The sequence below is a fragment of the Streptomyces sp. NPDC101151 genome, assembly GCF_044768335.1.
Classification (GTDB): domain Bacteria; phylum Actinomycetota; class Actinomycetes; order Streptomycetales; family Streptomycetaceae; genus Streptomyces.
Map to the genome: position 1 here is coordinate 134,181 of NZ_JBIWPP010000006.1, position 18,090 is coordinate 152,270.

12 protein-coding genes and 1 tRNA gene are annotated in these 18,090 nt (G+C 69.2%); 4 read left to right on the forward strand and 9 right to left on the reverse strand.

Annotation, left to right across the window (positions count from 1 at the left end):
- Positions 1 to 34 precede the first annotated feature (34 nt).
- Complete coding sequence (locus ACIRU3_RS13845) at positions 35 to 1,840, reverse strand: bifunctional metallophosphatase/5'-nucleotidase (RefSeq protein WP_404055755.1); 1,806 nt, start codon at positions 1,838 to 1,840, stop codon at positions 35 to 37.
- A gap of 149 nt (positions 1,841 to 1,989) precedes the next feature.
- On the opposite strand from ACIRU3_RS13845, the gene ACIRU3_RS13850 reads away from it, so the two are divergent.
- Entirely contained in the window at positions 1,990 to 2,685 is a 696-nt protein-coding gene (locus ACIRU3_RS13850; protein ID WP_404055757.1) for an SIMPL domain-containing protein, read from the forward strand.
- Positions 2,686 to 2,838: 153 nt separating this feature from the next.
- Positions 2,839 to 4,275, forward strand: a complete 1,437-nt coding sequence (gene pyk / locus ACIRU3_RS13855; RefSeq protein WP_404055759.1) for a pyruvate kinase — start codon at positions 2,839 to 2,841, stop codon at positions 4,273 to 4,275.
- A gap of 78 nt (positions 4,276 to 4,353) precedes the next feature.
- Here the strand turns inward: pyk and ACIRU3_RS13860 are convergent.
- Positions 4,354 to 4,428: transfer RNA gene (locus tag ACIRU3_RS13860), tRNA-Leu, on the reverse strand.
- Positions 4,429 to 4,528: 100 nt separating this feature from the next.
- Between ACIRU3_RS13860 and ACIRU3_RS13865 the strand changes: the two genes are divergently transcribed.
- A complete protein-coding gene (locus ACIRU3_RS13865) occupies positions 4,529 to 5,185 on the forward strand; it encodes an ANTAR domain-containing response regulator (protein WP_404055761.1) in 657 nt (218 codons plus the stop codon).
- A 125-nt stretch (positions 5,186 to 5,310) separates the two neighbouring features.
- Here the strand turns inward: ACIRU3_RS13865 and ACIRU3_RS13870 are convergent, their stop codons facing one another.
- From ACIRU3_RS13870 to ACIRU3_RS13900, 7 genes are all read right to left on the reverse strand, one after another.
- Positions 5,311 to 6,027 (reverse strand): ABC transporter ATP-binding protein, encoded by a 717-nt coding sequence (locus ACIRU3_RS13870; protein WP_404055763.1) that lies wholly within the window; start codon positions 6,025 to 6,027, stop codon positions 5,311 to 5,313.
- Positions 6,024 to 6,950 (reverse strand): ABC transporter ATP-binding protein, encoded by a 927-nt coding sequence (locus ACIRU3_RS13875; protein WP_404055765.1) that lies wholly within the window; start codon positions 6,948 to 6,950, stop codon positions 6,024 to 6,026. The genes ACIRU3_RS13870 and ACIRU3_RS13875 overlap by 4 nt, the downstream gene beginning before the upstream one ends.
- A gap of 5 nt (positions 6,951 to 6,955) precedes the next feature.
- Positions 6,956 to 8,737 (reverse strand): branched-chain amino acid ABC transporter permease, encoded by a 1,782-nt coding sequence (locus ACIRU3_RS13880; protein WP_404055767.1) that lies wholly within the window; start codon positions 8,735 to 8,737, stop codon positions 6,956 to 6,958.
- A gap of 5 nt (positions 8,738 to 8,742) precedes the next feature.
- Positions 8,743 to 9,681, reverse strand: coding sequence for a branched-chain amino acid ABC transporter permease (locus ACIRU3_RS13885; protein ID WP_404055769.1), 939 nt, complete (start codon positions 9,679 to 9,681; stop codon positions 8,743 to 8,745).
- 110 nt (positions 9,682 to 9,791) lie between these two features.
- Positions 9,792 to 11,000 carry a branched-chain amino acid ABC transporter substrate-binding protein gene (locus ACIRU3_RS13890; protein ID WP_404056229.1) on the reverse strand — a complete coding sequence of 403 codons (1,209 nt, stop codon included), beginning with the start codon at positions 10,998 to 11,000 and terminating at the stop codon, positions 9,792 to 9,794.
- A gap of 942 nt (positions 11,001 to 11,942) precedes the next feature.
- The gene (locus ACIRU3_RS13895) at positions 11,943 to 12,434 is read right to left on the reverse strand and encodes a hotdog fold thioesterase (RefSeq protein ID WP_404055771.1); all 492 of its coding nucleotides are present in this window, start codon (positions 12,432 to 12,434) and stop codon (positions 11,943 to 11,945) included.
- 48 nt (positions 12,435 to 12,482) lie between these two features.
- Positions 12,483 to 14,762 carry an FdhF/YdeP family oxidoreductase gene (locus ACIRU3_RS13900; RefSeq protein ID WP_404055773.1) on the reverse strand — a complete coding sequence of 760 codons (2,280 nt, stop codon included), beginning with the start codon at positions 14,760 to 14,762 and terminating at the stop codon, positions 12,483 to 12,485.
- Between the two features lie 398 nt (positions 14,763 to 15,160).
- On the opposite strand from ACIRU3_RS13900, the gene polA reads away from it, so the two are divergent.
- A complete protein-coding gene (gene polA / locus ACIRU3_RS13905; RefSeq protein WP_404055775.1) occupies positions 15,161 to 17,887 on the forward strand; it encodes a DNA polymerase I in 2,727 nt (908 codons plus the stop codon).
- The last annotated feature ends 203 nt before the right edge of the window (positions 17,888 to 18,090 follow it).

An 18,090-nucleotide genomic window follows, 5' to 3' on the forward strand; every position in this document is an offset into this window, starting at 1 on the left:
TCGCCGGCGCCGTGGACGTCACCTTGTCCGACCGCTAGAAGACCGGCGTGCCGTTCCGGGTCAGCTTCCAGTCCACGGACGCGAAGTCCTTCGGGTCCAGGACGCCCTTCGTGGTGACCCACTCCGCGATCCGGGTGCGGATCTCCGTCGACTCCGCCCACAGCTCCTTGGCCGAGGCGACGTGCGGGAAGGCGCCACCGCCGTTGGCCCGGTAGTTGTTCACCGCGAACACGAACTTCTGGGCGTCGTCCAGCGCGGCACCGCCGAAGGTGAGGTTCTTGATCCGCGAACCGGCCGGCTGCGCGATGTCGATGTCGTACGACAGGCCCGAGACGTAGTCGTAGTTGTAGTCGGGACGGTCGCCCGCGTTCGTCAGCTTCTCCACGTCGACCGCGGCGTCGGCGGCCGTCTGGACGTAGTACTCCGCCGAGTACTCCAGGTACGCCCGCACCTGCGCGCCCGTCAGCAGCTTGGCGACCAGCGTGTTGTCGTACACGTACAGGCTCGACAGATCCCGGATGGTCACGTTGCCGGCCGGGATCTCGGAGGTGCGGGAGAACGGCGAGGCCTGTGCGATCACCGGCAGCGAGGCGTACTCGGTGCCCGCAAGCGCGGCCTTGACCACGTCCTCCTGGACCTTGGTGATCAGGTCGATGATCGGGGCGTCCTTGTAGCGGGCCTCGACCGTGGTCAGGGTGTCCGTCGCGGTACCGACGACCTGGTTCACGTACGTGACGACCTTCGCGTGCTCGTCGCTGAGCAGCTTGGTGATCTTCGGGTCGTCGGCGACCGTGTTGGAGTTGAGCACCTTCGAGGAGACGGACTCGACGGTCCACCGGCCCTTGGCGAAGACCAGCTCGATGTCGAAGAGGGACAGCCGCTCCGCGTACGCCAGCGGCTCCGACAGCACGACCGTCTTCCCGGTCTTGTCGTTGGTGACCTTCAGCTCCGGGATCTCCACGTGCGCGTGTCCGACGAGAATGGCGTCGATGCCCGGGACCTGCTTGGCGACGTTGGCGGCCGCGTTCTCGACGTACGGCAGCTGGTCACCGTACGACGACGTGCCGGAGGACCCGGAGTGCGCCGACACCACGACGACGTCCGCGCCCAGCGACTTCAGCTTCGGCACCCACTTCGCGGCCTGCTCCTCCAGGCCCGGGAACGCCAGCTTGCCCTGCACATAGGCCTTGTCCCAGATCGCGATGCCCGGGTTGGTCAGACCGAGGACGGCGACCTTGACCGGCTTGGCGCCCGGCACGTGGAACTTCTTGATGAAGTAGGGCGGGAAGGCGGGCTTCAGTGTCTTCGCGTCGACCGCGTTGGCTCCGAGGAGCGGGAAGTCCAGCTGGTCCTCGAACTTGCGGAGGGTCTCGATGCCGTAGTTGAACTCGTGGTTGCCGAGCGCCGCGGCGTCGTACCCGATCGCGTTCATCGCCTGCGCCATCGGGTGCACCGGGCCGCCCTTGGCGGTGATCGGGTCGACCTTGGCGTAGTAGTACGTCAGCGGGGTGCCCTGGATCGTGTCGCCGGCGTCCAGCAGCAGCGTGTTGCAGCGGCCCCTCTCCGCGCGGATCCGGTCGACGAGCGTCGAGATGCGGGCCAGGCCCTGGGCGTTGCCCGCCTTGTCGGAGTACTCCGCGTCCTTGAAGTAGTCCCAGTTGAAGACGTGGCCGTGCAGGTCGGTGGTGCCCATGACGGTGAGCGAGTAGCGCTTCACATGCTTCACGGGCCCCTTGTGCTCGGCCGCCTCGGCCGCCGGAGCCGCCGCCGCACCGGCGATGGCCACTCCCGCCCCCGTCGCGGCGGACTTCTTCAGAAACTTCCGGCGGTTCAACGGCATCTCTGGATCTCCTCGGCGAATGGTCAACAACGCGCGTAGATTCTGCCCCGGTCATGACAGACGGCAACAGGTCCGTGAGGTTTCGATCCGGTGACCTATTGCGTGAACGCGGGCCGCCGAAGGGGAAAGTGCGTGACAGAGTGGGGCGTATGACCTCTCCGGCGACCGCCCCGTACGGCACCCCCGACGCCCCCCTCCTCGTGGTCCGAGGCGAGGCCGAACTCGAGGTCGAGCCCGAGGTCGCCCGCATCGGCGTGACCGTGACCGCCCGCGGCCGCGACCGGCGCTCCACCCTGGACGACCTCACGCGTCGCAACGCCGCCGTCCTCGACCTTGTGAAGTCCTACGGTGACGCGGTGGAGGAGCTGTCCACCGGCGCCTTCTCCATCACCCCGGAACTCACCGAGCGCGGCCGGGGCGAGCGAGTGCGCAGCTATCAGGGCCGGGTCAATCTCAGCGCCGAGTTCAGCGACTTCACCGTCCTCGGTGAACTGACCACCCGGCTCGCCGACTTGGAGCTGACCCGGGTCGACGGCCCCTGGTGGTCGCTGCGCCCCGGCTCGCCGGTACACGCCGAGGCCCGGCGGCGGGCGGTCGGCGACGCGGTCCAGCGGGCCCGGGAGTACGCCGAGGCGCTGGGCACCTCGATCGCCGCCCTGGTCGAACTGGCCGACACCGGGGCCGAGCGCCCGCGGGCCGGCGGGGCCGCCTTCGGGCGTGGTGTCCGGCGGATGAGCATGGCCGACACGGCCGAGTCCGCCGAGCCCCTCGACCTGGAACCCTCGCGTCTGCGAGTGATCGCTCAGGTCAGCGCCCAATTCACGCTGGTTCCCCCGCGACTGTGAATTTCCGGGCCGAGAACCGGCCCCCGAAATGAATCGCTCATAGGAGCGGACGACCGCACAATTCAACACTTGTCAATAGCCCTTTACTTAAAGGTTGTTGAGTAGTCATGTAGCCCGGATTTTCTACCGACGGGTAAGGCCTAGGCTCGAATCATGCGCCGAGCAAAGATCGTCTGTACTCTGGGTCCCGCCACCGACTCGTACGACCAGATCAAGGCACTGGTCGAGGCCGGAATGGACGTAGCCCGTTTCAACCTCAGCCACGGCACGCATGCCGAGCACGAGGAGCGTTACCAGCGCGTACGAAAGGCGGCCGACGAAACCGGTCGCAGCGTCGGGATCCTCGCCGACCTTCAAGGTCCGAAGATCCGGCTCGGCCGCTTCAGCGAAGGTCCCGTACTCCTTGAACGCGGCGACTCCTTCGTCATCACCGTGGAGGAGGGCGTCGAGGGCGACCGCCACGAGTGCGGCACCACCTACGCCGGTCTCGCCGCCGATGTCACTCCCGGCGAGCGCGTCCTCGTGGACGACGGCAAGGTCTGCCTGGAGGTCACCTCCGTCGACGGACCCCGGGTGCTCACCCGGGTGGTCGAGGGCGGCGTGGTCTCCGACCACAAGGGCCTGAACCTCCCGGGCGTCGCCGTCTCCGTGCCCGCCCTCTCCGAGAAGGACGAGGACGACCTGCGCTGGGCGCTGCGCATCGGCTTCGACGTCATCGCCCTCTCCTTCGTCCGCAGCGGCAAGGACGCCGATGGCGTCCACCGCATCATGGACGAGGAGCGGCGCCGCCTCCCGGTGATCGCCAAGGTCGAGAAGCCGCAGGCCGTCGAGAACATCGACGACATCGTGGCCTGTTTCGACGGCATCATGGTCGCGCGCGGTGACCTGGGCGTGGAGATGCCGCTGGAGCAGGTCCCGATCGTGCAGAAGCGCGCCATCAAGCTCGCCCGGCGCAATGCCAAGCCGGTCATCGTGGCCACCCAGATGCTGGACTCGATGATCGACAACGCCCGTCCGACCCGCGCCGAGGCCTCGGACGTGGCCAACGCGGTCATCGACGGCACGGACGCCGTGATGCTCTCCGGCGAGACGAGCGTCGGCAAGCACCCGATCGAGACCGTGCGCACCATGGCGAAGATCGTCGAGGCGGCCGAGGAGGACATGCTCGCCAAGGGCCTGCCGCCGCTGACCGAGCGGAACAAGCCCCGCACCCAGGGCGGCGCGGTGGCCCGGGCCGCCGCCGAGATGGGCGACTTCCTCGGGGCGAAGTTCCTGGTGGCGTTCACCCAGTCGGGAGACACGGCACGTCGCCTGTCCCGCTATCGCTCGCCCATTCCGCTGCTGGCCTTCACCCCGGAGCCGGCCACCCGCTCCCAGCTCAGCCTCACCTGGGGCGCGGAGACCTTCCTCGGCCCGCACGTCGACTCCACGGACGCCATGGTCGACCAGGTGGACGAATTGCTGCTGAAGTACGGCCGCTGCCGGAAGGGTGACGTCGTGGTCATCACGGCGGGCTCCCCACCCGGTGTGTCGGGCTCGACCAACATGGTCCGGGTGCACCACATCGGCGAGGACGACAGCCCCCGATAGCGGATCCCGGGTGAAGAAAAAGGGCCCCTCACCACGAGGGGCCCTGCCAATGGGCTGACCTTGGAATCCAAGGAAAAGTGCCCCGGGTCGGACTCGAACCGACACTGTACGGGTTTTGAATCCGTTGCCTGCTGCCAATTGGGCTACCGGGGCTCGCAGAATCAAAGGTGTCCCCCGACCCTCCGCGCGTCCACCATACCGTAGCTAGGTAGGCTCTTGTCAGCAGTACCCCTGCCCTGAACGAGGAGCCCCCGTGACCGCCGAGTCGCCCCAGCCCGTAGACGCGCCCGACGACGACAAGTCGCACGTGCCTCCGCTGACGACCCGAGTCGTCATCGCCGAGGACGAGGCCCTGATCCGGCTCGACCTGAAAGAGATGCTGGAGGAGGAGGGGTACACCGTCGTCGGCGAGGCCGGGGACGGGGAACAGGCCGTGGAGCTGGCCCGCGAGCACCGTCCGGACCTGGTGATCCTCGATGTGAAGATGCCCAAGCTGGACGGCATCTCCGCGGCCGAGAAGATCGCCGAGGAGTCCATCGCCCCGGTGCTCATGCTCACCGCCTTCTCCCAGCGCGACCTCGTCGAGCGCGCTCGGGACGCCGGTGCCATGGCCTACCTGGTGAAGCCGTTCAGCAAGAGCGACGTCGTGCCGGCCATCGAGATGGCCGTCTCCCGCTTCACCGAGCTGAAGCAGCTGGAGAAAGAGGTCGCCGACCTCACCCTGCGGCTTGAGACCCGCAAGCTGGTCGATCGCGCCAAGTCCATCCTGCAGACGGAGTACGGACTGACCGAGCCGGCCGCCTTCCGCTGGATCCAGAAGACCTCCATGGACCGCAGGTTGTCGATGCAGCAGGTCGCCGAGGCGGTCATCGCGGACAGCGAGGAGAAGAAGGCCGCCAAGAAGGCCTGAGCACGCCACGAGGCCCGCGCCCCGGAGAAGGGGGCGCGGGCCTCCGTGCGTCCCATGAGGGGCGCGGGGGACTGCGCGACCAGCCACAACGGACCCGCCGCGGTCGAGCGGCGCTTCCGGCGGAGCTAGTCCTCGCCGAGGTACGCCTTGCGTACCGACTCGTCGTGCAGCAGGTCCTGGCCGGTGCCGGACAGGACGATGTTGCCGACCTCCATGACATGACCCTGGTCGGCGAGCGAGAGCGCCGCCTGGGCGTTCTGCTCGACCAGCAGGATCGTCGTGCCCTGGGACTTCAGCTCGGAGATCGTCGCCATGATCTTCTGCATCATGATCGGCGACAGACCCATCGAGGGCTCGTCCAGCATCAGGAGCTTGGGCCGGGACATCAGCGCCCTGCCCATCGCCAGCATCTGCTGTTCACCGCCCGAGAGGGTGCCCGCGGCCTGCTTCCTGCGCTCCCCGAGGATGGGGAAGAGGTCGTAGGCGCGCTGGATGTCCTTCTCGATGCCCTCCTTGTCCTTGCGGAGGAACGCGCCGAGCTGAAGGTTCTCGGTGATGGTCAGGCGCGGGAAGATGTGCCGGCCCTCGGGGGAGTGGGCGAGCCCGAGCGCCACGATCTTGTGCGCCTGGACGCCGGTGAGCGGCTTGCCGTCGAAGACGATCTTTCCCGAGGCGGGCTTGAGCAGACCCGACAGGGTGCGCAGGGTCGTCGTCTTGCCGGCGCCGTTGGTGCCGATGAGGGTGACGACCTGGCCGGCCTCGACGCTGAACGAGATGCCCTTGACGGCCTCGATCTTGCCGTAGGCGACCCTGAGGTCCTCGACCTCCAGCAGTGCGGTCACTGGGCCTCTCCCTTGGTGGTGCCGGTGGTGCTGTCCGCCTCGGCGCTCTCCTCGCCGGACGGTTCGGCGTCGGCCGCGGCCTCCGCGGATGCCGCGACGGCGTCGGCGGCGGCCTCGGCGGCCTCGACCTCGGCGGCCTCCGCCTCCCCGGGGTCGCCCTCGAAGGGCTCACCCAGATAGGCGGCGACGACGCGCTCGTCGGCCTGTACGACCTCGGAGGTGCCCTCGACGAGCTTCTCGCCCTGGACGAGCACGGCAACGCGGTCGCACAGGTTGAAGATGAAGCGCATGTCGTGCTCGATGACGAGGACGGCGATGCCCTTGTCCCGGATGGCGAAGACCAGTTCCTCGGTGGTCCGGGTCTCCTGCGGGTTCATGCCGGCCGTCGGCTCGTCGAGCAGCAGCAGGCCCGGCTCGCTCGCCAGTGCCCGCGCGATCTCCAGCTTGCGCTGCTCGCCGTAGGGCAGGTTGCGCGCGAGGTGGTCACGCTTGGCGGCGAGACCGACGAACTCCAGGAGTTCCATGGCCTTCGCCTCGGACTCCCGCTCGGCCTTGCGGAAACCGGGGCCACGCAGCAGGGCCGACCACAGGCCCTCCTTGGTCCGCGTGTGGCGGCCCACGAGGACGTTCTCCAGAACGGTCATGTTGGCGAAGAGCCGGATGTTCTGGAACGTACGGGCGATGCCCGCCTGGGTCACCATGTGCGGCTTGGGCGGCAGCACCTTGCCCTGGTAGGCGACCGTGCCTTCGGTGGGGATGTACAGACCGGTGAGGCAGTTGAAGAAGGTGGTCTTGCCGGCACCGTTCGGGCCGATGAGGCCGACGATCTCGCCGCTGTTGACGGTGAAGTCGACGGACCGGACGGCGGTCAGACCACCGAAGCGCATCGTGACGTCACGGGCTTCGAGTACAGGTGTCGTCATGGTTCTTACGCCCCTGCCTTGGTGACGGCCGGATCGTCGGTCAGCGTTTTCTGCGCCGGTACGTCGAGTTGGCCGATCTCGTGGAACTCCAGCTGGCGGCGGCGGTTGGCGATGATGCCCTCCGGTCGGAAGCGCATCAGCAGGATCAGCGCGATGCCGAAGGCGAACAGCTCGTAGTTCTGCAGGAACTGGAGCTTCTCCGGGACCAGGTAGAGCACGCTCGCGCCGAGCAGCGGGCCGCTGACGGTGCCCATGCCGCCGAGGACGACGGCGGCCAGCAGGAAGGCCGAGTTGGGCGGGGCGGCGCCGGCGAACTGGTACGGCTGCGGGTTCACGCTGTAGTTGACGTGTGCCATCACCGTGCCAGCGAGGCCCGCGAGGGAGGCGCCGAGGGCGAAGGCGATCAGCTTGACCCGGAAGCCGTTGATGCCCATGGCGGTGGCGGCGGTCTCGTCCTCGCGGATGGCGATCCAGGAGCGGCCGATGCGGGAGTCCGCGGCACGGGTGAAGACGAGCACGACGATCGCCGTGACGATGAGCATCAGGAACAGGTAGTTGGCGAACCGGCCCAGGGTGAACCCGCCGATCTCGTGCGCTTCGCCCAGGTTGAACCCGAGGATGTTCAGGTCCGGGATCTGGGTGATGCCGTTGGGGCCGCGGGTGATGTTCGGTCCGGAGTCACCGTCGAGGTTGTTGACGGTGATACGGAAGATCTCACCGAAGCCGAGCGTGACGATGGCCAGATAGTCGCCGCGCAGCCGCAGGGTCGGCGCGCCGATCAGCACACCGAAGATCAGCGAGGCGGCCATGCCGGTCAGGGCGGCGGCCCAGAACGGGAAGTGCACACCGGAGAACCGGGAGTACTCCGAACCGGAGACCAGGGCGGCCGCGTAGGCGCCGACGCCGAGGAAGGCGACGTAACCGAGGTCGAGCAGACCGGTGAGGCCGACGACGATGTTCAGACCGAGGGCGACGGTGGCGAAGATCAGGATGTTCACGCCGACGTTGGCGTTGTGGTCGTCGCTCTGGGTGAAGGGGAAGATCACGGCGGCGGCGAAGGCCAGCGTCGAGGCGAACGCCTTGTGCTGGGCCGACATCGTCGCGAAGCGGTCGACGAGACCGGTGTGCATCAGACCCCAGGCGGCGAAGACGAGGAGCAGCAGGTACCCGATGAAGGTCTCGCTCGCGTCGTTGTCGATGCCGATGCCGTAGGTGAAGGCCACCAGGGCGATCGCGGTGCCGGCGGTGATGATGCCGCGCTCGGCGAGCGGGGACAGCGTGCCGGGGCGGGGTTGCTGGGGCTTGGTGAGGTAGCCGCGGATGCCGGTGCCCGGAGCCGGGTGCGGCAGCGCCAGGGCGCCGACGACGGGAAGCGCGGAGGCCGCCATCGCCACGTAGGCGCCGGGGTCGAGGTTGACCAGGCCGCCGAGGTCGACGGCGATGGCGATGCCGGTGAACCAGCAGACGGCGAACGCCGACAGGGCCGTCAGCGCAACGGGGGAGGTGGCGCTCGCCGGGTTCAGCCAGCGCAGCCCCTTCACGTTCCACAGGGTGAGCCCGAACAGCAGGGTGAGGGCGCCGGCCACGAGGGCGAGGATCTGCAGGCCCGCCGGGTAGCCGTAGACGGTCAGATCGCCGGGGAATTCGGGCGTCCAGGTCCAGCTGAGGAAGGTGCTGGCGATGGTGCCCACGGCGCCGACGGCGATGAGCAGACGGGCGACGGCGGGGGACAGCGGGACGGGCCCGCGCCCAGCCACGGCCGGAGCCTTGGTGGTGGTGTCGGTCATGCTGCTCACGCCCTGTCCGCGACGCGTTCGCCGAGCAGGCCTTGTGGCCTGAACAGAAGTACGAGGATGAGGAGGACGAAGGCCCACACGGCGGCCCAGCCGCCTCCGCCGAGCTGCTGCATGCCGGGGATGTCGGCGATGTAGGCGGTGGCCATGGCCTCGGCGACGCCGAGGACGAGGCCGCCGAGCATGGCGCCGTAGATGTTGCCGATGCCGCCGAGGACGGCCGCGGTGAACGCCTTCAGACCGGCGATGAAGCCCATGTCGTAGGAGACGGAACCGTACTTGAGCCCGTACGAGACACCGGCGACGGCCGCGAAGAAGCCGCCGATGGCGAAGGCGATGACGATGATGCGGTTGGTGTCGATGCCCATCAGCTGCGCGGTGTCCGGGTCCTGGGCGGTGGCCTGCATGGCGCGGCCGGTGCGGGAGAGCCGGACGAAGAAGGCGAGGACCGCCATGCACAGCGGGGCGGCGATGATCAGGAAGACGTCACCGCTCTGCACGGTCACGGAGCCGATGTGCAGCGGGCCGAACGGCAACTGCGGGAAGACCCGGGCCGACTTGGCGTCGCCGTCGACGTGGTACCAGTTGAAGACCGCCTGCTGCAGCGCGAGCGACAGACCGATCGCGGTGATCAGTGGCGCGAGGCGTGGCGCGCCGCGCAAGGGACGATAGGCGAAGCGCTCGGCGCCGACGGCGATGAGCACGGCGACCAGTGCGCCGCCGATGAGCATCGCCGGAAGGGCTATCCACATGGATATGCCGTCCGGCAGGACGAGGTAGACCGTGAGGGCGCCAAAACCTCCGGTCATGAAGATCTCGCCGTGGGCGAAGTTGATGAGCTGGACGATGCCGTACACCATCGTGTAACCGATGGCGATCAGCCCGTACATCGAGCCGAGGAACAGCCCGTTGGCCAGCTGCTGCGGCAGGGTGTTCACCGCATGGCCTCCATGTGGTGGGGAGAGTCAAGGGGGGCGGTAGAAGGCGGGCCGCGCGGTGACGGTGGTCTGCGCCGCGCGGCCCTGGTGGTGCGTTGTGCTGCAGTGGGTTACTTCGGGTTGGCCGTGCCGCTCTTGACGGACTTCCACTCACCCTTGGTGACCTGGTAGACGGTCAGCTGCTTGTTCGTGGTGTCGCCGTACTCGTCGAACGAGATCTTGCCGGAGATGCCGTCGAACGAGCTGCTCTGGACGCCCTCGACGACCTTGGCGCGGGCGTCGTCGGGGATCTTGCCGTCCTTCACGACCTGGCCGACGGCCTTGATGATCGCGGTGGTGGCGTCGTAGGCGTAGGAGCCGTAGGTGCCGTAGTCGCCGGGGTACTTCTTGGCCTTGTAGGTGGCCACGAACTCCTTGGCGGCGGGCAGGGTGTCGACCGGGACACCGATCGAGGTCACCAGGTCGCCCTCGGCGGACTTGCCGGCGGTCTTGATGTAGGTCGGGGTGAACATGCCGTCACCGCCGAACAGCGGGATCTTGGCGCCGGCGTCCTTGAGCTGCTTGGTCAGCACCTGGGACTCGTCGTACTGGCCGCCGTAGTACAGCAGGTCGGCGCCCGAGTTCTTGATCTTGGTGGCCAGGGTGGAGAAGTCACGGTCACCGGTGTTGACGTGGTCGGTGCCGACGACCTTGCCGCCCTGCTTGGCGAACTGCTCCTTGAAGATCTTGGAGAGGCCCGCGCCGTAGGTCTGCTTGTCGTCGACGACGAAGGCCTTCTTCTTCTTGAGGCCGTTGTAGGCGTAGTCCGCGGCGAAGGCACCCTGCAGGGCGTCGGTGGTCGCGGTACGGAAGTACGTCTTGAACGCGCGGGCCGGCTTGGTCTGCCAGTTCTTGCCCTGGGTCAGCTCGGGCGCGGTGTTGGAGGGGGAGATCTGCACCAGGTTCGCCGTGGCGAGGGTCTGCTGCATCTGAGTGGCCACACCGGAGTTGAGCGGGCCGACCACACCGAGGACGTCCTTGTCGGCGACGAACTGGGAGGCGTTCTGCTGGCCGGTGGCGGGAATCGCCTTGTCGTCCAGTGCCTTGATCTTGAAGGTGACGCCGGGGACGGTCTTGTTCTTGTTGGCGTCGTCGACGGCGATCTGGGCGCCGTACTGGATGCCGAGACCCGTGGCGGAGTTCTGGCCGGTCAGGGGGGCGTCGACGCCGATCGTGACCGTCACATTGCCGCTGTCGCCGCCCTTGCTGTCGTTGTCGCGGGAGCCACAAGCGGTGAGGGTCAGAGCTCCGGTGGTCAGCACGGAGGTAAGAATCACCAGAGAACGCTGTCGCACAATCGATCCTTTCCGCAGGCACGCCCGCCCCCTGCGGGGGACGGCGGGTGCCGCGCCGGTACCGAACTCCCGATGGAGCGGTGACTGGCCGTGACTCTAAGCGTGTGATGGGAACGTGGAGGAGAGCTTGACCAAGGCTGTGACGCTCTTGTTATGACACGAGGTAATGCAGAGCGGTACAGCGTGGGGGGAAAGCAGGAATTCAGGCCGATTCGCCCCGTCCACATTCTGAGAACCTGCAGGACTCACCGTGATCCGTTCAGGCGTCTCGGGGGTTTTGGTGATTACCCACCACTGTTGCTGCGGGCGACTTTCGGGGTCGTCGAGGGCTGTTGCGCGCAGGGGGAACCAGGGGTGAAACCACGAATGTGCATTGCACGCGTATTACGTAGAGTTACGCCGAGGAAAGGGAGTTGAGGCTTCGGAACTTCTCCGCATATCCCTGCGGGAGGGGGTGGTTCCGGGGTTCCGGTGCCCCGCGGGGAGGCCGCGGCGGCCCGGGCGGGGGCGCGGGCGTGCGCGCGGGTGGGGGCGACGGTGTGCGCGTCGGCGGAGTGAGGAGCAGCGGGGGCGGCGCGCTCCGGTCCGCTGGGGGAATCTGTTGTCCGCGGTCCCTGTCGGCGGGGCCCGGAGCGTCCGACGGCTCGTCAACTCATCGGCTGTTGCGGCCTCTTGTCAGAGCTTCGAGGTCCACTGGTCCGCGCTTTCGGTCCGCTTGGTCGCGACTCCGGCCCCCTGTCTGCGACTTGGGTCGGCGCGCCGCGCGGCCGACCGCTCCGCCGCGGCATGTCGTCCTGCCTCCCGGACGGGCGGTTCCGTCGGCCGCACGCGAAGACCTGACCACACGCGAAGAGCCGGCCGCGCGCGAAGGGCCGGCCGCGCGCGAAGGGCCGGCGGGGCGCGACGGCCCCGCCGGCCGGGACACTGTCAGGCGCCGGCGCCCTGGGCGTGCGCCTCGTCGCCCTTGCGCACGTCCCGCAGGAGGCAGGTCAGCCGCGCGGTGCACACCCGGCGGCCCTCCTCGTCGCTGATCACGATCTCGTACGTCGCCGTCGACCGCCCTCGGTGGACGGGCGTGGCCACGCCGGTCACCAGGCCCGAGCGGACCCCGCGGTGGTGCGTGCAGTTCAGGTCCACGCCGACCGCGATCTTCGAGCTGCCGCCGTGCAGCATGGAGCCGACCGAGCCCAGGGTCTCCGCCAGCACCGCGGACGCGCCCCCGTGCAGCAGCCCGTAGGGCTGCGTGTTGCCCTCGACCGGCATGGTGCCGACGACCTGCTCCGCCGAGGCCTCCAGGATCTGCACGCCCATCCGCGTCCCGAGGTGGCCCGCCGAGAACAGTGCGGGCAGGTCCACACCGAGCGCGGCGTACTCGTCGATGACCTCCTGCGGGAATCTCACCTGCTGCTGCTCACCCATGGGCCCGGCTCCGTTCGTCGTACACCTGTCTCGTCGCTGAGCAAACGCTCAGTCGGTCGCCGATTGTTCCAGACGCACGACCACGGACTTGCTGGCCGGGGTGTTGCTGGTGTCCGCGGTGGCGTCCAGCGGCACGAGTACGTTGGTCTCCGGGTAGTACGCCGCCGCGCAGCCCCGGGCCGTCGGATAGTGCACGACACGGAAGCCGGGCGCCCGCCGCTCCACGCCGTCCTTCCACTCGCTCACCAGGTCGACGTACGACCCGTCGGTGACCCCCAGCGCCCGCGCGTCCTCCGGGTTCACCAGCACCACCCGGCGGCCGTTGGTGATGCCCCGGTAGCGGTCGTCCAGGCCGTAGATCGTGGTGTTGTACTGGTCGTGCGAGCGCAGCGTCTGCAGCAGCAGCCGGCCCTCGGGCAGCTCCGGGTACTCCACCGGCGCCGCCGTGAAGTTCGCCTTGCCGGTCGCCGTCGGGAAGCGGCGCTCGTCGCGCGGCGCGTGCGGCAGCGTGAAGCCGCCGGGGCGGGCCACGCGCGCGTTGAAGTCCTCGAAACCGGGGATCACGCGCGCGATGCGGTCGCGGATCGTCGCGTAGTCCTTCTCGAACTCCTCCCACGGCACCGTGCTGGCCGCGCCGAGCACCCGCCGCGCCAGCCGGGACACGATCGCCGGCTCGGACAGCAGCTGCCCGCTCGCGGGCGCGAGCCGTCCGCGCGAGGCGTGCACCATGCCCATGGAGTCCTCGACCGTGACGAACTGCTCGCCGCTGCCCTGCAGATCGCGCTCGGTGCGGCCGAGCGTGGGCAGGATCAGGGCACGCGCGCCCGTGACGACATGCGAGCGGTTGAGCTTGGTCGACACGTGCACGGTCAGCCGCGCGCGCCGCATGGCCGCCTCGGTCACCTCCGTGTCGGGGGAGGCGGCGACGAAGTTGCCGCCCATGGCGAAGAACACCTTCGCCTCGCCGTCCCGCAGCGCGCGGATGGCCCGTACGACGTCGAAGCCGTGCTCACGCGGGGGCGCGAACCCGAACTCCTTCTCCAGCGCGTCCAGGAAGGCCGGGGCGGGCCGCTCGAAGATGCCCATCGTGCGGTCGCCCTGCACGTTGGAGTGCCCGCGCACCGGGCACACGCCCGCGCCCGGGCGGCCGATGTTGCCGCGCAGCAGGAGGAAGTTGACCACCTCGCGGATGGTCGGGACGGAGTGCTTGTGCTGGGTGAGACCCATGGCCCAGCAGACGATGGTCCGCTGCGAGCCGAGGACCATGCCGAGCACCTGCTCGATCTCGGCGCGTGCGAGGCCGGTGGCCGCGAGCGTCTCGTCCCAGTCGGCCGCACGGGCCGCCTCGGCGAACTCCTCGTGCCCGTGCGTGTGTTCCCGCACGAACTCCTCGTCGACCGCGCCCTTCGTCTCCAGGATCAGCTTGTTGAGGAGACGGAACAGGGCCTGGTCGCCGCCGATACGGATCTGCAGGAACACATCGGTGAGGGCCGCGCCCCGGAGCATCCCCTGAGGGGTCTGCGGGTTCTTGAACCGCTCCAGGCCGGCCTCGGGCAGCGGGTTGACACTGATGATCTTCGCGCCGTTCGCCTTGGCCTTCTCCAGCGCGGAGAGCATGCGCGGATGGTTCGTCCCGGGGTTCTGCCCCGCGACGATGATCAGGTCGGCCTTGTAGAGGTCCTCCAGCAGCACGCTGCCCTTGCCGATGCCGATCGTCTCGGAGAGTGCCGATCCCGACGACTCGTGGCACATGTTCGAGCAGTCGGGAAGGTTGTTGGTGCCCAGCTCGCGCGCGAAGAGCTGGTACAGGAACGCGGCCTCGTTGCTGGTCCGCCCCGAGGTGTAGAAGACGGCCTCGTCGGGGGAGCCGAGCGCGGAGATGTCCTCGGCGATGATGTCGAAGGCGCGCTCCCAGCTGACCGGCTCGTAGTGCTCCGCCCCTTCGGGGAGATGCATGGGATGCGTGAGCCGCCCCTGCTGCCCCAGCCAGTACCCGCTCCTGGTGGCCAGATCGGCGACGGAGTGCGCGGCGAAGAACTCCGGGGTGACCCGGCGCAGGGTGGCCTCCTCGGCCACCGCCTTGGCGCCGTTCTCGCAGAACTCGGCCTTGTGCCGGTGGTCCGGCTCCGGCCAGGCACAGCCCGGGCAGTCGAAGCCGTTCTTCTGGTTCACGCGCAGCAGCGTCAGCGCGGTGCGCTTCACACCCATCTGCTGCTGGGCGATGCGCAACGTGTGCCCGATGGCGGGCAGCCCCGCCGCCGCGTGCTTCGGCTCCGCGACCTCCGGCGCGTCCTGAACCGGATCCCCCATGGGCGGCTTCGTCGCCATCGCACGCTCTCCTTCGACTGCGTGTGAGTAGTACGCCGCAGATCCTCCCACGGGGCACGGACAACCGTGGCGGGAGGGCGTACGAGGGCCGGGGCCGATGCTCGGGCGGGTCCTACGGGGAGCCCGCGCAGGCGCCTGCCCGCCTCGACGGTGATGCGCCTCGACGGCGATCCTTCCCGATGGTGACCCGCCCCTTCCCGACAGTGACCCGTCCCGACGGCGCCGACCGCCGGTGCCGAGCCGGTCTCGGCCGTGGTTTCCGTTCTCTCCCGCTCCGAGGACCGGTCCTCTCCCGTTCCGCGGAGGGGGCGGCCGGGACCTCCGCCGGGGCCTCCTCGCCCCCTCCGCGGGAGCCGCCCCGCACCGGACTGTCAGTGGGGCGTGGCAGGATCGGGGGCGTGGCAGAGACAGCATCGAAGAAGACCGACAAGAACCCCGGCGGCAGCCGTCCCCGGCTGATGCTCATGGACGGGCACTCGCTGGCCTACCGCGCGTTCTTCGCGCTGCCCGCGGAGAACTTCACGACCGCGACGGGCCAGCCGACGAACGCGATCTACGGCTTCGCGTCGATGCTGGCCAACACCCTGCGTGACGAGGCACCCACGCACTTCGCGGTGGCCTTCGACGTCTCCCGCAAGACCTGGCGCTCCGCGGAGTTCACCGAGTACAAGGCGAACCGCTCCAAGACCCCGGACGAGTTCAAGGGCCAGGTCGAGCTGATCGGCGAGCTGCTCGACGCGATGCACGCACCGCGCTTCGCCGTCGAGGGCTTCGAGGCGGACGACGTCATCGCCACCCTTGCCACCCAGGCCGAGGCCGAGGGCTTCGAGGTGCTGATCGTCACGGGCGACCGCGACTCCTTCCAGCTGGTCACCGAGCACACGACCGTGCTGTATCCGACGAAGGGCGTCTCGGAGCTGACCCGCTTCACCCCGGAGAAGGTTTTCGAGAAGTACGGGTTGACCCCCGCCCAGTACCCCGACTTCGCGGCCCTGCGCGGCGACCCCTCCGACAACCTCCCCGGCATCCCGGGTGTCGGGGAGAAGACCGCCGCGAAGTGGATCAACCAGTTCGGCTCGTTCGCGGAGCTGGTCGAGCGCGTCGACGAGGTCAAGGGCAAGGCCGGGCAGAACCTCCGCGACCACCTGGAGTCGGTCAAGCTCAACCGCCGCCTCACCGAGCTGGAGCGCCAGGTCGAGCTGCCGAGGACGGTCGCCGACCTGGAGCGGGCCCCGTACGACCGCAAGACCGTCGCGGTGGTCCTGGACACCCTGGAGATCCGCAATCCCTCGCTGCGCGAGCGGCTCTTCGCGGTCGACCCGGGCGCCGAGGAGGCCGAGGTCACGCCGGTCGCCGCGGACGGCGTGGAGGTGGACGGCAAGACCCTCGGCGCCGGGGAGCTGGGCCCCTGGCTCGCCGAGCACGGCACAGGGACCCTCGGCGTCGCCACGGTCGACACCTGGGCGCTGGGCACCGGCTCGGTCGCCGAGGTCGCGCTCGCCGCGGCCCAGGGAGCGGCCGCCTGGTTCGACCCTGCCGAGCTCGACGAGGCCGACGAGAACGCGTTCGCCGCCTGGCTGGCCGACGCCGGCCGCGCCAAGGTGTTCCACAACGCCAAGGGCGCCATGCGCGTGTTCGCGGAGCACGGCTGGTGCGTCGAGGGCGTCACCATGGACACCGCCCTCGCTGCCTACCTGGTCAAGCCGGGCCGCCGCTCCTTCGACCTGGACGCGCTGTCCCTGGAGTATCTGCACCGTGAGCTGGCCCCCGCCGCGGCGGCCGACGGCCAGCTGGCCTTCGGCGCGGACGACGGCGCGGAGGCCGAGTCGCTGATGATCCAGGCTCGTGCCGTCCTCGACCTGGGCGAGGCCTTCGAGGACCGCCTGCAGGAAGTGGGCGCCGGGGACCTCCTGAGGGACATGGAGCTGCCCACCTCGGCCCTGCTCGCCCGCATGGAGCGTCACGGCATCGCCGCCGACCGCGCGCACCTCGAAGCGATGGAGCAGATGTTCGCGGGTGCCGTCCAGCAGGCCGTGAAAGAGGCACACGCGGCCGCCGGGCACGAGTTCAACCTGGGCTCGCCCAAGCAGCTCCAGGAGGTCCTCTTCGGCGAGCTGGCCCTGCCCAAGACGAAGAAGACCAAGACCGGCTACACCACCGACGCGGACGCCCTCGCCTGGCTCGCCACCCAGACCGGCAACGAACTGCCGGTGATCATGCTCCGGCACCGCGAGCAGGCGAAGCTGCGCGTCACGGTCGAGGGCCTGATCAAGACCATCGCCGGTGACGGCCGTATCCACACCACCTTCAACCAGACGGTGGCCGCGACCGGCCGGCTGTCCTCCACGGACCCGAACCTGCAGAACATCCCGGTCCGCACCGACGAGGGCCGGGCGATCCGCCGTGGCTTCGTGGTCGGCGAGGGCTTCGAGTCTCTGATGACCGCCGACTACAGCCAGATCGAGCTGCGCGTGATGGCCCACCTCTCGGAGGACGAGGGCCTGATCGAGGCGTTCACCTCCGGCGAGGACCTGCACACCACGGTCGCCTCCCAGGTCTTCTCGGTGGAGCGGGACGCGGTGGACGCGGAGATGCGCCGCAAGATCAAGGCGATGTCGTACGGCCTGGCGTACGGCCTCTCCGCCTTCGGTCTCTCCCAGCAGCTGAACATCGAGGCGGGCGAGGCGCGCGCTCTGATGGACACCTACTTCGAGCGGTTCGGCGGCGTACGGGACTATCTGCGCCGGGCGGTCGACGAGGCGCGGGCGACGGGCTACACGGCGACGCTCTTCGGGCGCCGCCGCTACCTCCCCGACCTCAACAGTGACAACCGTCAGCGCCGCGAGGCGGCCGAGCGCATGGCCCTGAACGCGCCGATCCAGGGCACCGCGGCAGACATCGTCAAGATCGCCATGCTCAAGGTGGGCGAGGCCCTGCGCGAAGCGGATCTCAAGTCCCGCATGCTCCTCCAGGTCCACGACGAAATCGTGCTGGAGATCGCCCCCGGCGAGCGCAAGGCCACCGAGGAGATCGTCCGCCGCGAAATGGCCGACGCGGTCCACCTGAGAGCCCCGCTCGACGTCTCGGTGGGCGTGGGCCCGGACTGGGAGTCCGCGGCGCACTAGCCTTCGGCGATCCGGCGGAGGTGTGTTGCCCGTACACGGGGGCGACGCACCTCCGCCTCCGCACCGGCCGCTGCTCACGGGCACCGGCGCCCAGAACTGCTCCGCCGCGACGGTGCTCAGCTCTCGCGGTGCATTGCGGCGGTGCCTGATCCCGCCGTGACGGTGCTCAGCCCCCCCGGTGCGTTCCGGCGCCGCCGAATCCC

Coding starts and splice junctions, on each gene's coding strand:
- ACIRU3_RS13895 (WP_404055771.1), bottom strand. CDS start 12,434: ATGGGTGAGCAGCAGCAGGTGAGATTCCCGCAGGAGGTCATCGACGAG.
- ACIRU3_RS13880 (WP_404055767.1), bottom strand. CDS start 8,737: ATGACCGACACCACCACCAAGGCTCCGGCCGTGGCTGGGCGCGGGCCC.
- ACIRU3_RS13875 (WP_404055765.1), bottom strand. CDS start 6,950: ATGACGACACCTGTACTCGAAGCCCGTGACGTCACGATGCGCTTCGGT.
- ACIRU3_RS13900 (WP_404055773.1), bottom strand. CDS start 14,762: ATGGCGACGAAGCCGCCCATGGGGGATCCGGTTCAGGACGCGCCGGAG.
- pyk (WP_404055759.1), top strand. CDS start 2,839: ATGCGCCGAGCAAAGATCGTCTGTACTCTGGGTCCCGCCACCGACTCG.
- ACIRU3_RS13845 (WP_404055755.1), bottom strand. CDS start 1,840: ATGCCGTTGAACCGCCGGAAGTTTCTGAAGAAGTCCGCCGCGACGGGG.
- ACIRU3_RS13850 (WP_404055757.1), top strand. CDS start 1,990: ATGACCTCTCCGGCGACCGCCCCGTACGGCACCCCCGACGCCCCCCTC.